The 15,043-nt window shown below is 63.6% G+C and carries 14 protein-coding genes; 7 read left to right on the top strand and 7 right to left on the bottom strand.

The genetic code is table 11. The features are described 5' to 3' along the window. A partial coding sequence (phnG, locus tag EN749_RS15955; protein WP_128363483.1) for a phosphonate C-P lyase system protein PhnG occupies positions 1-355 on the bottom strand: 355 nt, incomplete at its 3' end. Positions 356-486: 131 nt separating this feature from the next. Here phnG and phnF point away from each other — a divergent pair. Continuing rightward, a complete protein-coding gene (phnF, locus tag EN749_RS15950; protein ID WP_128363482.1) occupies positions 487-1,239 on the top strand; it encodes a phosphonate metabolism transcriptional regulator PhnF in 753 nt (250 codons plus the stop codon). Positions 1,240-1,315: 76 nt separating this feature from the next. On the opposite strand, the gene EN749_RS15945 is transcribed toward phnF, so the two are convergent. The 6 genes from EN749_RS15945 to EN749_RS15920 form a co-directional block, all read right to left on the bottom strand. Beyond that, a complete protein-coding gene (locus EN749_RS15945) occupies positions 1,316-2,335 on the bottom strand; it encodes a zinc-binding alcohol dehydrogenase family protein (RefSeq protein ID WP_128363481.1) in 1,020 nt (339 codons plus the stop codon). A gap of 66 nt (positions 2,336-2,401) precedes the next feature. Further along, positions 2,402-3,367: an ABC transporter permease gene (locus tag EN749_RS15940; RefSeq protein ID WP_023812479.1), complete on the bottom strand. Its 966-nt coding sequence runs from the start codon at positions 3,365-3,367 to the stop codon at positions 2,402-2,404. Next, positions 3,364-4,917, bottom strand: coding sequence for a sugar ABC transporter ATP-binding protein (locus EN749_RS15935; RefSeq protein WP_127328220.1), 1,554 nt, complete (start codon positions 4,915-4,917; stop codon positions 3,364-3,366). Before EN749_RS15935 ends, EN749_RS15940 begins: the two co-directional genes overlap by 4 nt. A 155-nt stretch (positions 4,918-5,072) precedes the next feature. Further along, complete coding sequence (locus tag EN749_RS15930; protein WP_127272465.1) at positions 5,073-6,065, bottom strand: ABC transporter substrate-binding protein; 993 nt, start codon at positions 6,063-6,065, stop codon at positions 5,073-5,075. 300 nt (positions 6,066-6,365) lie between these two features. After that, a complete protein-coding gene (locus tag EN749_RS15925) occupies positions 6,366-7,364 on the bottom strand; it encodes an aldo/keto reductase (RefSeq protein WP_127272466.1) in 999 nt (332 codons plus the stop codon). A gap of 60 nt (positions 7,365-7,424) precedes the next feature. After that, the gene (locus EN749_RS15920; RefSeq protein WP_128290096.1) at positions 7,425-8,930 is read right to left on the bottom strand and encodes an altronate dehydratase family protein; all 1,506 of its coding nucleotides are present in this window, start codon (positions 8,928-8,930) and stop codon (positions 7,425-7,427) included. A 226-nt stretch (positions 8,931-9,156) separates the two neighbouring features. Here EN749_RS15920 and EN749_RS15915 point away from each other — a divergent pair, with 226 nt between their 5' ends. The 6 genes from EN749_RS15915 (at position 9,157) to EN749_RS15890 (ending at position 14,829) form a co-directional block, all read left to right on the top strand. Further along, complete coding sequence (locus tag EN749_RS15915; RefSeq protein WP_127259754.1) at positions 9,157-10,059, top strand: GntR family transcriptional regulator; 903 nt, start codon at positions 9,157-9,159, stop codon at positions 10,057-10,059. 197 nt (positions 10,060-10,256) lie between these two features. Next, on the top strand, positions 10,257-10,613 hold the full coding sequence (locus EN749_RS15910) for a DUF2946 family protein (protein WP_128307411.1): 357 nt from the start codon (positions 10,257-10,259) through the stop codon (positions 10,611-10,613). A 97-nt stretch (positions 10,614-10,710) separates the two neighbouring features. After that, positions 10,711-11,250: a copper chaperone PCu(A)C gene (locus tag EN749_RS15905; protein ID WP_127270813.1), complete on the top strand. Its 540-nt coding sequence runs from the start codon at positions 10,711-10,713 to the stop codon at positions 11,248-11,250. A 41-nt stretch (positions 11,251-11,291) separates the two neighbouring features. Beyond that, a complete protein-coding gene (locus EN749_RS15900) occupies positions 11,292-11,810 on the top strand; it encodes a YcnI family protein (RefSeq protein WP_127272468.1) in 519 nt (172 codons plus the stop codon). Positions 11,811-11,863: 53 nt separating this feature from the next. Next, the gene (locus EN749_RS15895; RefSeq protein WP_128363480.1) at positions 11,864-13,501 is read left to right on the top strand and encodes a copper resistance CopC/CopD family protein; all 1,638 of its coding nucleotides are present in this window, start codon (positions 11,864-11,866) and stop codon (positions 13,499-13,501) included. Between the two features lie 182 nt (positions 13,502-13,683). Continuing rightward, positions 13,684-14,829 (top strand): serine protease, encoded by a 1,146-nt coding sequence (locus EN749_RS15890; protein WP_128363479.1) that lies wholly within the window; start codon positions 13,684-13,686, stop codon positions 14,827-14,829. Positions 14,830-15,043 lie beyond the last annotated feature (214 nt).

Here is a 15,043-nt window from a genome sequence, read left to right as displayed (position 1 = left end):
GCCCGGTCTCGACCTCATTGCGGCGGGCAGGGTCCTGCCACAGCGCGTCGGCGATGGCCGCCAGCTTCGCCTTCTGCTTGTCGCGGCCAAGCGCATAGCAATGGCCGACCTGACCGGAGGGCAGCCGGACGGTGGCGCGGGTAACGGTCGCCTCGCCGACATTGAAAGGGGCGCCGCCGCCGCCGATGCGGCCGCGCAGGGTGACAAGGCCGGTTTCGGGGCCGCGCAGCAACTCGGCGTCCGAAGGCAGTCCGGCCTCATTCCAGAGCCGTACGATGTCATCGCCGCTGGATTGCGCAAGGGTTGCCATGGCGGCCTTGCGCTCGGCCTGGTCGCGGGCTTCCTGTCCTCGCATAAGCTATCGTCCTCGTGGCTAAATTTGTCTATTGATATAGACAACTATACAAATTATACCTATTATCTAGCGCGTGTCCATGACGGGTGGATGACAGCGATAGAAGACTGGGCGCTGGAAGGTGGGGGGCAATGAAGGTCGGGCAGCTGTCAGCGGACGGCATCGAGCGGCGCAGTGGCGTTTCGCTGTGGCGGCAGATCGCCGACAAGATCCTGTATGCGATCGCCATCGGCGATTTCACGGAGAATGCAGCGCTGCCGCCGGAGGTGGCGCTGGCAGAACGCTATGGCGTCAACCGTCACACGGTGCGCAACGCCATATCGGCCCTTGTAAGGGAAGGCGTGCTGCGGGCCGAGCAGGGGCGCGGCACCTTCGTGCTGTCGCGCAAGCGGCTGTCCTATCCGATCGGGGCGCGCACACGCTTTTCGACAGGGCTGCAAGGGCAGACGACGGAACGGCACATCGTCCTGCTCGCCTCGTCGGTCGAGCCGGCCAGCCAGCGGGTCGCCGAGGGACTGGGTCTTCCCAAGGGAGCCGATGTGATCCGGCTGGAAACGCGCGGCGAAGCCGACGGACGGCCGGTGTCGCGCGCTGCCGGCTGGTTCGAGGCCCGGCGCTTTGCCGGCATCGATGCCGCGATGGCGGAAACAGGGTCGATCACCGCATCGCTGGCGCGTTTCGGCATCGACGACTATCTCCGGCAATCGACCGTGCTGTCGGCGCGCCATGCCGATGCGGCGGACCTTGCCGACCTCGACCTGCAGCCGGGCGCCATCGTGCTGGTCACGGTTGCCGTCAACGTCACGCCGGGCGGCCAGCCGATCCAGTTTTCCGAGTCGCGGTTTCCGGCCGAACGGGTGGAGCTGAAGCTGTCGGCGCTGTAGGAGTGCCCGACCCAGCTCGGCCGCACTCACTTGTCAGCGGCGGCGCATTTGAGGACCGGCTTCGCCGTCTGCCATGTTATGATCCGACCTCGATCACAGCCTTGATCAGGCCGGATTTCTCATGTGCCCAACGAGCCAGATCGCGCGGCGTGCCGGCGAGTGTGGTGCGGTGTGTAACGAGCTTGGCCAGGGGAACGGCGCCGTTGCGGATCGAGGCGGCGACGTGATCGAAGTCGGCGCGCAAGGCGTTGCGGCTGCCGATCAGCGTCATCTCGCGCTTGTGGAATTCCGGATCGGAAAAGCTGATGTCGTCCTTGACAACAGAGACCAGTACCAAGGTGCCGCCATGCGCGACATGGGCAAAGGCCGACTGCACCGACTGGGTGTTGCCGGTGGCGTCGAAGACCACATCGAAGCCTTCGCCTGATGTCGCTTGCCTGACCAGATCGGGCACCGCGCCGCGCGAGCCGTCGAGGGTCTGGAAACCAAGCTCATTTGCGGCGAAGGCGAGCCTTTCACTGCTCATGTCGAGCAGCGTCACGTCAAGTTCGGCGATGCGGGCGAAGATGGCGGTGCCGAGCCCGATCGGGCCGGCGCCGATGACCAGCGTGCGGGCGCCGGGGTCGGCGCGGGCGCGCCGCACGGCATGCGCGCCGATGGCCAGGAACTCGACTGCGGCGGCGTCGGCCAGCGACAGGCCGTTGGCCGGATAGAGATTTTGCGCCGGCACCAGGATCTGTTCGCACATGGCGCCGTCGCGATGCACGCCCAGCACCTCGATCCTAACGCAGCAATTGGGCTTGCCGTGCCGGCAGGCGATGCACTTGCCGCAGGAAAGATAGGGGTTGATCACCACGGGCTCACCAACGGCAAGATCGACGCCGTCGCCGGTCTCGACGATCGTTCCCGACACCTCATGGCCCATGATGCGAGGATAGGCGAGGAACGGGTGCTTGCCCTCGAAAATGTGGTAGTCGGTGCCGCAGATGCCGACATGGCTGACCGCCACCAGCGCCCAGCCGGGAGGCGGTGCCTCTGGTGCGGGCCGGTCTTCAAGGACAAGATCGCCGGGCGAACGGCAGAGGACGGCTTTCATGCGCTAATCCAGTCATGAAATCGCCGGCCCGTTGGTGTGGCGGGCCGGCGGTTGATTGCGGGATCGCTACTTGCCGCGGCGGCGCAGGCCGTCGAAGTAGACGATGATGATGATCAGCGCGCCGGTGATGATGCGCTGCCAGAACGAATTGACGTTGAGCAGGTTGGCGCCGTTGTTGATGGTGGCCAGGATGAAGGCGCCGAGCAGCGGCCCATGCACCGAGCCGACGGCGCCGAACAGCGAGGTGCCGCCGATGACCGAAGACGCGATCGCCTGCAGCTCCCAGCCCTCGGCCTGCGTCGGGTTGCCGATGCCGATGCGGGCGGCCAGCAGCACGCCGACAAAGGCGGCGCACAGGCCCGACAGCGTGTAGGCCATGTAGATGGTGCGCTGGACATTGACGCCAGACAGGCGCGAGGCCTCGGCGTTGGAGCCGACCGAGAACAGATACCGGCCCCAGCGGCTGTGGTGCAGGAAGATATAGGCCGGAATGCCGACCAGGATCACCATCCAGAACAGGTTGGGGATGCCGATAAAGGAATTGCGCGAGAAGGCGGTGAAGGTGTCGCTGTTGATGTTGATCGAATTGCCGTTGGTCATCAAAAGGCCGATGCCGCGCAGCGAGGTCAGCGTTGCCAGCGTGATGATGAAGGGCGGCAGGCCCATCTTGACGATGCCGAAGCCGTGGAACATGCCGATGGCGACGCCGACCAGCAGCGTCACCAGAATGGCGAGCCAGATGGGGAAGCCGGCATTGATCATCATGGCCACGACCACCGTGGCGAAACCGACCACGGCGCCGACCGACAGGTCGATGCCGCCGGTGATGATGACGAAAGTCTGGCCGACCGCCATGATGGCGATCATCGAGCCCTGGCGCAAGAGATTGGCCATGTTGTTGGCGGAGGCGAAGCTCGTCGTCGCCACGGAGAGAAGAATCCAGAGCAGAACCAGCAGCGCCAAAAGCGTCAGCCCAAACAGGACGTTGTAGTTGCGCTTCGGTTTTTCGACGGCGATCGCCTCGGTGCTCATATCTGTCCTCCCAGCTTTTCTTGTTTCTCGGCGAGCGCCTGAGTGAGAATATCCTCGTGGCTGGCGGCGTGAAAACCGTGCGTCGCCACCAGTTTGCCGCGCCGGAACACATGCAGCGTGTCGGCGAGTTCATAGACTTCCGGCAGATAGGACGAGATCAGGATGATGCCGGCGCCCTTTGACAAAAGTGCGCTGAACAGGCGGTAGATCTCGGCCTTGGTGCCGACATCGACGCCGACCGTCGGTTCGTCGAAGATGAACAGCTTGGCGCCGTGCGCCAGCCATTTGCCGATGACGATCTTCTGCTGGTTGCCGCCCGACAGGCTGGATGCCAGCGCGCCGCGCGTCGGTGTCTTGATGCGCAGATCGGCGATCTGGCGATCGGCTTGCGTCTTCTCCTGCGTGCTCGAAATCAGCAGATTGTTCGAGATACGCTTGTAGATCGGCAGGTTCAGGTTGAAGCCGACTGGCAGATTGAGGCAGAGGCCCTGGTCGCGGCGGCTTTCCGGCGCCAGCGCCATGCCGAGCTTGATCGCGTCATGCTCGGAATTGACCTGCACCTCCTTGCCTTCCCAGAGGATCTGGCCGGCGGATTTGCGGTGGCGGCCGTAAAGCGTGGTGACGAACTCGCTGCGTCCGGCACCGATCAGGCCATAGAGTCCGACGATCTCGCCGGCGCGGACCGTCATCGAGACATTTTCGAAGCCCTTGCCGGACAGGTTCCTCGCCTCGATGAGGGCGGCGCCCGGCGTGAAATGCTCCTTGTGGTAGACCTGCTCGATCGAGCGGTTGATCATCATCTTGACCAGTTCGGCATCGTTGGTCTCGGCGATGTTGCGGGTGCCGACCAGCGTGCCGTCGCGCAGCACGGAAACGCGGTCGGCGAGCTCGAACACTTCCTCCATGCGGTGGCTGATGTAGATGATCGTCACGCCTTCGCCCTTCAGCCGACGGATCAGGGTGAAAAGCTGGTCGGCCTCCTTGCGGGTGAGGTAGGCGGTCGGCTCGTCGAAGATCAGGAATTTGGTGCCGCGCACGGTGGCGCGGGCGGCGGCTATCAACTGCTGCTGGCCGATGGTCAGGTCGCCAAGCGTGACATGCGCCGGCAGGTCGAAGCCGAGGTCGTCGATGATCGTCTGCGCCTGCCTGACCATGGCGCGCTGCTGCAGGATGCCGAAGCGTGAATTCTCCTCGCCGAGGAACATGTTGGCGGCGACCGTCAGGTGACGGCACAGCACGACTTCCTGGTGCACGGCATTGATGCCGAGCGCCATCGCCTCGTGCGGCGTCGCCAGGGCGGCCGGCTGGCCCTCCCAGGCGATCTCTCCGGAGGTGCGCGGCATGACGCCGGTCAGAAGCTTGATGAGCGTGGATTTGCCGGCGCCGTTCTCGCCGACGATGGCGTGGATCTCACCGGACTTGAAGGCGAGGTCGACCGGCTTCAGCGCGTGGGTGCCGGGATAGCGCTTCTCCAGCCCGCGCAATTCGAGGATGGTCCGCCCCGGTTCCAGCACAGGGGCCGGATGCAGTTCCTGCGCCGTCGATGTCATGACAATCCTCCCAGATTGGCCTCACGATTGGCACGCGGCGAGACAAGGATATGTCTCGAAAACAGCCTAGCCTACGCTTATGGATTGCCAAGTCGTTTGCGCGGCAGCTTGTCCCCGGGGCGATGTGCCCCGGGGACCATTGCGGATGCGACGGCTCAGAGCTTCGGATTGAGCAGCGCGTCGATCTTGGGGTCTTTCATGTTGTCCTTGGTCACCAGATTGGCGCCGGTGTCGACATTGGCTTCGACCTTCTCGCCCTTGGAAGCGGCGAGTGCGGTCTTGATGCCGTCATAGCCCATCCGGTACGGATCCTGGACGACGAGGGCGGAAATGACGCCGTCGTTGAGGAACTTGATCAGCTTCTCGTCGCTGTCGAAACCGACCAGCGCCAGCTTGCCGCCAAGGCTGTTTTCCGCGACAGCCTGACCGACGCCCTGCGCCATGATCAGGTTGGAAGCGAAGATGCCCTTGAGGTTCGGGTTGGCGGTGATCAGGTCGGTGGCGATGTTGAGGCCGGTGGTGGCCTGGCCGTCGGCATATTTATCGGCGACCAGCTTGAGGCCCGGATATTTGGCGGCCAGCTGTTCGGTGAAGCCCTGCTTGCGCTGTTCGAGCGAGCCGGCGCCCGGCGCGTTGGTGATCAGGGCGACGTCGCCCTCGATCTTGCCGCCGTTGGCGGCGCCGATGGCGGCTGCGAGGCCGTCGGCAGCGACGCGGCCGCCCTGGACGTTGTCGGTGGTCAGGAACGAGGTGAAGGCCTTGGAGTCGGCGCCGGAGTCGATGCCGATGACCTTGACCTTGGCAGCGGCTTCATCGATCGGCTTGCCAAGCGCCTTGAACTCGGTCGGCGCAATGACGATGGCCGCCGGGTTGCTGGCAACGGCGTTCTCGAGGATCGAGACCTGGCCGTTGACGTCGGTTTCAGCCTGGGCACCGAGTTCCGGCACGTTGACGCCGAGATCCTTGCCGGCCTTGCGGGCGCCGGCCAGAACGATCTGCCAGTAGAACGACGTGGTGTCCTTGACGATGATCGGAATGGTGACGTCCGCCGCCGAAACCGGCGCCGAATGCATGACGCCGGCGAGCATCGAAGCTGCTGCCAGCGCCATGACGGCGCGGCGGTTGAGAATGCTGGTCACGAATTTCATGAGGTTTCCTCCCTAAGTCGCCCGGTGAACGATACGGAAGCTCCGTCCGGATAGGCGTGGTCCAAAACAGAACTTTATCAATAAAAAACAATTGCCATGTTTTGATAATGCATCGAACAGATCGATGCAAGCGCTGTTTGATCAGTCCTTGCGAGGCCTGGCAGAGGCAAATCCACCGCGCTGCTCCCCATTGGCGCCGTCACACTTCCGTTCCGTTCCGGGAACGTATGGAATATTAATTCCATCATTTCGTCAATATAGAATGTCCATTCCTTCGTGTGACCGCAAGAGTATGGAGTTTCACACCAGCTCCTGCACCAGCGTGTGGGGACGATATCTGGCGTATTCCGTCTCCGGCACGTCGATGTCGAGCAGTTGGAGGTTGCGCGTCAGGTTCGCCAGCTTGGCGGTGCCGGTCAGCACGGTGGCGACGGCAGGTTCATGCAAGGGGAATTGGAACGCTGCGGCGGCGAGCGGATAGCCACCCTCGGCGGCGATCCTTTCCATTGCGCCGACGCGGTCGAGCACGTCATGGCTGGCAGGGCGGTAGTCGAAATGCGCGCCTTGCACCGGCCCGGTCGCCAGGATGCCGGAGTTGAACACGCCGCCAATGACCAAGGAGGTCTGCCGCGCCCGGCATAGGGGCAGCAACTCCGCTTCGGCGCTGCGGTCGAGCAAGGAATAGCGGCTGGCGAGCAGGATGCAGTCGAGCGGCGCCTCGCGCATCACGTCCAGACAGATCTGCACTTCGTTGACGCCAAGCCCATAGGCGGAAATGACGCCGGACCGTTTCAGCTCTTCAAGTGCCTTGAGGCCGCCGTCCATCAGGTCGCGAAAGTGCAGCTTGGTCTTCTCGACACCATGGGTGTAGGCGCCGATGTCGTGGACAAACAGGATGTCTATCCTGTTTAGGCCAAGCCGCGCATAGCTGAACTCGACCGACCGCATGATGCCGTCATAGGAATAGTCGTAGTCGAGCGCGAAGGGCAGCGGATCGACATAGGAGTGATCGGGAACCTGATCGTCCGGCACCGGGCGGAACAGCCGGCCGACCTTGGTCGACAGCACATAGGAATCGCGCGGCTTGTAGCGCAGGAAGTCGCCGAAGCGGCGCTCCGACAGGCCGAAACCGTAGAAGGGTGCGGTGTCGAAATAGCGCAGGCCGGCATCCCAGGCGCCCTGCAGCGTCTCCATCGCCGCTTCGCGCGAACAGGCGCGGTAAAGGCCGCCAAGTGCGGCGCCGCCGAAGCTGACCTCGGTGACTTCCAGCGCTGTCTGGCCGATGCGGCGTCTTTCCATGCACAACCTCCCCGTTGCCCGCCGCTGACCGGCGCGCAGTCTACTTTATATCAGTAAAATCTAAAGTGTTGCGCCCAGATGCCAGGGCACGAACTCGTTGTCGCCGTAGCCGAAGTCCTCGCTCTTGGTCTTGCGGCCGGAAGCCGTCTCGACGATCAGTTCGAAGATCTCGCGACCCATGCCGGCGATGGTCTTTTCACCCGAGGCGATGACGCCGCAATTGACGTCCATGTCCTCTTCCATCTGGTGGTACATGGTGGAGTTGGTGGCGACCTTGATCGACGGCGTCGGGCGGCAGCCGAAGCATGAGCCGCGGCCGGTGGTGAAGACGATTACGTTGGCGCCGCCCGCCACCTGGCCGGTCGCCGAAACCGGGTCGTAGCCGGGCGTGTCCATGAACACGAGGCCGCTGCCAGTGACTTTTTCGGCGTAGCCGAAGACGCCGTTGAGGGGCGTCTGGCCGCCCTTGGCGACCGCGCCGAGCGACTTCTCCAGGATGGTGGTGAGACCGCCGCGCTTGTTGCCGGGCGAGGGGTTGTTGTCGATCGAGGCGCCATGCTTGGCGACGTGGTCCTCCCACCATTTCACGAAACCGTCGAGCTTCTGCGCGATCTCCGGCGTTGCCGCGCGGTAGGCAAGCAGATGCTCGGCGCCGTAGATCTCCGTGGTCTCGGAGAGGATGCCGATGCCGCCGACGCCAGCCAGGATATCGACAGCCGCGCCCAGCGCCGGATTGGCCGTGATGCCCGACATGCCGTCCGAGCCGCCGCATTGCAGGCCGACGACGATCTCGCTGACCGGGATCGGCTCACGCTTCAGCTGGCCGACTTCCTCGGCGATCTCGGCCAGCACGCCCATCGCCTTTTCGACCGATTTGCGCGATCCGCCGGCGTCCTGGATGTTGAAATGGCGTTTGCCCGCAGCGACACCCTTTTGGCCGTATAGGGTGAGCTGGTTGACTTCGCAGCCGAGGCCGACCATCAGCACGCCGCCGAAATTCGGGTGGCGGGCGTAGCCGGCGAGTGTACGGTGCAGCACCATCATGCCGTCGCCGGTGCCGCTCATGCCGCAGCCCTGGCCGTGCACGATCGGCACGAAACCGTCGATGCCGGGATAGTTCGGCAAAAGCGTGCGGTTGGCGGTGTCGGCGATGGAATGGCAGACGGTGGCCGAGCAATTGACGCTGGCGACGATGCCGATGAAGTTGCGCGTGCCGGCGCGGCCATCGGCGCGGCGATAGCCCATGAAGGTGCGGGCGCGATCGGCCTCCGTCGCGTGCTCGGCCTCGCTCGGCGGCACGACCGGCAAGCGGCCTGATTCGAAAACCAGATTGTGCGAATGAACGTGCTCGCCCGCTGCAATATCCTGTGTCGCTCGACCGATCGCTTGGGCGTATTTCACCACGGCCTCGCCGGCGGCGATCGGCTTGATCGCCACCTTGTGGCCGGGCTCGATCAGCGCACTGGCGACGGCACCGCCCGGCAGCGCGGTGCCAATCTCGATGCGGCCGTTGGCGACGGCGACATTGTCGGCAGGGGACAGGAGAATGCAGTTGGAGGCGTTCACGGGCGGTTTCCTGGGTGATCCTGGGTTGCGCGGACGGATTGACACGCGTCTGTTTAGAGATAATGTCTTTTATCGTGAAAAAACAGTTTTGCGTCAATTGTTTTTTCGTGGGGAGTTCCGCATGTCTGGGTTGTTCCGGGAAGCAATTTCGCTTCTCAGGGCCATGGGAACGTCATATTGCGCTTCAAACCGGGCGCCGCAAGCGACGGCGTGCAACGGGTCAGGGATGTCGAAGAGCAACAACGTCTACAAGGATGCCTACAACCGCTGCCTGCGGCTGCTCGACGAAACGCGCAGCCTGCCTTCTGAGCCGGAACTGGGTACCTTGCTTGGCGTCAGCCGTACCACGGTGCGCACCATTCTCGCGCGCATGGAAGAGACTGGGCTGATCGCCTGGAACAAGCGCGCCAAGACGGTGCTGCGCGAACCGCGTCCGGATGATTTCTTCCCCGAGGAGGAGACCGACACGCTGGCCGAGATCATCGAACGGTCGTTCATGCGTCGGCTGCTCGCCGGCGGCGCCGAAGCCGGCATGCAGATCAACGAACTCGAACTGGCGCGTGAGATCGGCGTCGGCACCACCAGCGTGCGCGAGTTCCTGATCCGCTTCTCCCGCTTCGGCCTGATCGAGAAGCGCCGCAACAGCCATTGGGTGCTGAAGGGCTTTACCCGCGCCTTCGCGCTGGAGCTGACCGAAATCCGCGAAATGTTCGAATTGCGCTCGGCGGCTGCCTTTGCCGCTTTACCGCAGGACAGCGCGGTCTGGACCGATCTCGACCGCCTGGAAGACGAGCATCGCCAGTTGGCAAACGACATCGCTGCCCGCTTCACCGAGTTCTCCGAACTCGACGAGCGCTTCCACCGGCTCATCCACCGGGCGTCGCGCAACCGCTTCATCGTCGATTTCTACGATGTCATCGCCATGATCTTCCACTATCATTACCAGTGGAACAAGGCGCAGGAACGCGAGCGCAACGAAGTCGCCATCGGTGAGCATCTGGTCTACATAGAGGCGCTGAAATCGCGCGACCTCGGCAAGGTCGACGCCGCTTGCCGCAAGCACCTGAAGTCGGCACGCCAGACATTGCTGACCTCGATCCCGGAGAGCCGGTCGCTGCAAAAACACTGAGCCGCATCGCGGCTCGGAGTCTTGTTTCATGCATGTCGTCGTCCCAAAACCGCTATACACTTTTGGGCGACATGCATTGACCCTGCCGCGTTGGCGCCGCGGCGATTTGGCGATTTTCCACCCGCCGGCCCCGTGCTAGGAATGTCGCATTGCTGCGAAGAGGCAGGGCTTTGAGCGTATCGAGGAGACGGTGGAGCATGCCGGTCGCGCTGGTCGCGGCCTATCTGCTGTTGCTCCAGTCGACGCTCGGAGCATTCGCCTTCGGCACCGGTTCCAATGCATCGCAGCTCGATGCGTTCGGCAACGTCATCTGCACCCATGAGGGCGCAGCCCAGCTTCCCGGCGGCAACCAGCAGCCGTCCCATCTTCCGGCATGCTGCGTGCTCGGCTGCAGCATGGTTTCGGCGGCCTTTGCGCCGCCGCCCGGTGCTGGCCTGGCGCTGGGCAGCCTTTCCTTCAAAACGGTCGCCTTTGTTTTTCCGGCGGCCATCCATCTCGACTTTGCGCGTGAGCGCTCGCCGTCGAACCCGCGCGCGCCGCCGCTGACGGCCTGAGCCTGTTTGCCCGGCGGAACTTTTCGTGGGCGTACCCATCCAAAGATCAAACTGCTCGCGACCGGCAACGGCGCGACCATCACTTCATGGAGCAACCATGTCCTATTTTTTCCCTGACGCCGCGCGTCCTGCGCCAGGCGGCATTCTACGCGGCATCGAAGAGCGTGTCGGCATTGCCGTGCTGGCTCTTGCGCTGCTGTTCACAGGCGCCCAGTCCGTCCTCGCGCATGAGTTCAAACTTGGCGATCTCGAGATCGGCCACCCCTGGTCGCGCGCCACACCTGCCGGTGCCAAAGTGGCCGGGGGTTATTTCACCGTCACCAACAATGGCAGTGCACCGGACCGGCTGGTGTCGATTTCGTCCGATGTTTCTGAAAAGGCCGAGCTGCATGAGATGGGCGTCAAGGACGGCGTCATGACCATGCGGCCGGTTGCCGGCGGCCTGGAAATTCCGGCCGGCGGCAAGGTCGCGCTTGCGCCTGGCGGCTATCATTTGATGTTCATCGGCCTGAAGCGGCAACCCAAACAGGGCGAAAAGTTCTCCGCCGTCCTGACCTTCGAAAAGGCCGGCGCCGTCAGCGTCGATTTCGCTGTCGAAGGCATGGGCGGTGGCGCCATGGACGATCACGCCAATTGATCCGGCCGGTTCGACAAATTTTGAAAATCCGAGGGACCATCATGAACAAATATCTTTTGTCGGCCGGCGCACTTCTCGCGCTCGGAACCAGCGCCGCCTTCGCGCATATCACGTTCGAAACCCAGGAGGCGGCGGTCGGCTCGACCTACAAGGCCGTTCTGCGCGTGCCGCATGGCTGCGAAGGCAAGGCGACGACCGCCGTGCGCGTGCAGATTCCGGAAGGGGTGATCGCGGTGAAGCCGATGCCGAAGCCAGGCTGGACGCTGCAGACCAAGAAGGGCAAGTACGAGAAATCCTACCAGCTCTACGGTCAGGCGGTTGCCGACGGGGTCAAGGAAGTCGACTGGAGCGCTGGCAGCCTGCCGGACGAATTCTACGACGAGTTTGTCTTCCGCGCGACGTTGACGGCGGATCTGCCGGCGGGCCAAAAACTCTACTTCCCGGTGGTGCAGGAATGCGACGGCGCCGCCGATCGCTGGATCGAGATCCCGGCGGCAGGGCAGGATGAAGACGCGCTGGAAAGCCCGGCACCCGGCATCAAGCTGCTGCCGAAGAAATGATCTCCCAGGCGGCGCGCCCTTTCGAGCGCGCCGCTCCTTTTCGTGGCGGTGACATGGGCACGACCTCCTTCCTGCAAACGGCTTCAATGACCGGCCAACGCGCCGGCCGGCTTGCCGCCGGCCTGTTGGCCGTGATCGTGTTTCTTGCCAGCCTTGCCGTGTCGGATCAGGCCTTTGCCCATGCCGCGCTGATCAAGACCGACCCGGCCGACGGCGCGGTGCTGGCACAGGGGCCGGCGCAGTTCTCGCTGACCTTCAGCGAGCCGGTCTCGCCTCTGGTGCTGACGCTGGTGAAGCCCGACGGCAAGCCGGTTCCGCTAACGTCATTCCGGCTCAGCGACCAGACCGTCGAGATCGACAATCCGCAGCCACTCAAGTCCGGCACGCATGTCTTGAGCTGGCGCGTCATCTCCGCAGACGGTCATCCCGTCGGCGGATCGCTGCTGTTTTCCATCGGCGCGCCCAGCGAGCCGCCCGCCGTATCCGAAGCCGTCGACTGGCCGTTGCGGTCGGCTATCTGGACGGGCAAAATCTTTCTCTACGTCGGCCTTTTCCTCGGCGTTGGCGGCGCCTTCGCGCTTGCCTGGCTGGCCGGAAGTGGCCGTGCCGGGCAGCGCTTCGTTGCAGCTGCAATCCTGAGCGGGCTGGTCGCGTCGTGCCTGTCGCTCGGCTTGCAAGGTCTGGACGCATTGGGGGCGCCGCTCTCCCATCTGGCACAATCGGTCGTCTGGCGGACCGGGCTCGACACCAGTTTCGGCTGGACAGTGCTGGTCGCGCTGATCGCGCTGGGCCTTGGCCTGCTGTCGCTGGCCGGTCCCCGCGCCACCGCCAAACCATTGGCGCTGGTCGGCCTGGCCGGGGTGGGGGTTGCCCTTGCCGCCAGCGGCCATGCCAGTGCCGCCGAACCGCAGTGGCTGACGCGGCCGATGGTGTTCCTGCACGGCGTCGGCATCGCGTTGTGGGCCGGCGCATTGATCCCACTCGGGCTGGCGCTGAAGGGGCAATCGGCGGGGGCCACGCCATTCCTGCGGCGGTTTTCTTGGGCGATCTTGCCCGTGGTGGCCGTGCTTGCCGCTGCCGGCATCGTGCTTGCCGTCATCCAGGTGCAGACACCCGCGGCTTTGGTCGAGACCGCCTATGGAAGGCTGCTGCTTATCAAGCTGGGGCTGCTGGTCTTTCTGTTCACGCTTGCTGCCGTCAATCGCTGGAAACTCACCGCATCGGCCGAGGCGGGATCGACGGAAGTTCAACGCAGGCTGGTCCGCTCGATCGGCGTCGAGATGTTGATCGTGTTGGCGATTTTCGGCGTTGCCGCGGGCTGGCGCTTCACACCGCCGCCCCGAGCCCTGGCGATTGCGGCAGCGCAACCGGTGTCGGTTCATATCCACGCGCTGCAAGCGATGGCCGATCTCAGCATCACTCCCGGCCATGCCGGCCCGGTCGTTGCCTCGATGGTCATCATGAGCGGCGATTTCGGCCCGCTCGACGCCAAGGAGGTGACGCTTGTGCTGTCAAAACCCGATTCCGGCATCGAGCCGCTGAAGCGCGCTGCGAGCAAGCCCGGTGACGGCAGCTGGCGCGTCGACAACCTCGTCATCCCGGTGCCGGGCCGGTGGACGGTGCGCATCGACATACTGGTCTCGGACTTCGAGATGGTGAAGATCGAGGCGCCCGTCGATATCAGGCCGTAGCGTCGGCCTTATGGTCCTCACGAAATAGCACCCGCAAAAAGGAGCGACCCAGTCGGCAAATGACGACTGTCAAAATGGTCGCTTTCGTTCGACCTTGGCGGCCATCACTTCGGTTTCGATGCCAATCGCGGTCGTCTCGCCCTATCGAGGCGCATTGGCAAGGGCAAGCGAGGACAAATCGCATGAAGAAGGATCAACGCCTCTCCACTGCGGGGAACGAGAATGCCGGGCGCAACAGGCGACAACCAAACTTCAGGGCCCTGGCTGCGCGCAACGACCTCGGCGCTCTCATCGAAAAACTTGATCGTGATCCGACGGAGCCGATGCCTGTCGACATCATCAATCATCTCAGCCTGGGCCGATTTCCGGACGCCCGCAAGGTGGCTGAGCGGGTCTCTGCGCCGAAGGGCTATGTGCCGCGATTGGAATCGAGGCTCAACCTGCCTGTTGCGAAGGCCGTCGCGCGGCCTGAGGGCAAGCCGACGCGCACGGGCAGGCGAAACGAGGATCTGCTCAAGGCCTATGTTCCTCGCCATCTCGCCGTGCGAACGGTCCCACGGTTGCGACCGTTCTTTGCTGGACCGAACGGCGATATTGCCGTCAAGCGGTCGGGGCTTACGGCTATCGGCATGGATCTGGCTGCGTTTCCCTGGTCGGCGATAGGCCACATCCGCACCTTCTCCGAAGGCAAGGAGCTTCCAGGGGGCACCGCCTTCATGGTTGGGCCGAACCTGTTGATGACAGCCAGCCATGTCATGCCGTGGGACTACAGCGGCAACTGTCAAATCGAATTCACGCCGGCTATGTACCCGGGTCACTCCCCTCGCTTCGACTCCACATGGGTCAGCGACTGGTATGGCGTCAGGCATGACGGCTTCTGGGACATGGCGTTCAAAGCGGATGCCAGCGACTATGCAATCTGCAGGACGATTGATCCGATTGGCAACGTCTGCGGCTGGCTGGGTACGCAGGCCTTCGACGACCACGATGAGTATTTCGACCATCTTTACATGAGCGCTGGCTATCCTGATTTCGCCGCCGGATACCCGGCTGTCGAGCTGGCTGCCTTCATCAGAGATGTCGACGGAGACAAGCATGCGCGCGAGCTTGAAACGACAAACTTCGCCGGCCACGGGTGGTCGGGAGGACCTCTGTTCGGCTTCATCCGCGACGACTGGCGCGTCGTGGGAGTTTGCCATGGCCAGGAAACCGAGTTCGTGGTTCCCTTCCCGCCTTGGAACCCGCCTTGGAATGTGAATCTGCTCTTTGCCGGAGGGGACGCAATGGTGGATTTGGTCTACCATGGCTATGCCAACTACAATTTCTGAACCCGCTTTTCCCTCGACGCCGGCACCTGAACTTCCCGGCGGCTGCGCCAATTGCCAATTTTCTCGGGCTCTGGTCTTCACGTTCGATCCGCGCAACACAATTCGGCGAGGCGGTTGACGCGGCCCGAAAGGCCCGTCAATCATCCCGTGAAGAATGGCATCCCGTGAAGAATGGCATCCCGTGAAGAATGGCATCCCGTGAAGAATGGCATCC

Origin of the sequence: Mesorhizobium sp. M7A.F.Ca.ET.027.02.1.1 (genome assembly GCF_004022985.1) — a bacterium.
Taxonomy (GTDB): Bacteria; Pseudomonadota; Alphaproteobacteria; order Rhizobiales; family Rhizobiaceae; genus Mesorhizobium.
The sequence above is the reverse complement of the archived record's forward strand: the minus strand, read 5'-3'. Positions and strand labels throughout refer to the sequence as shown.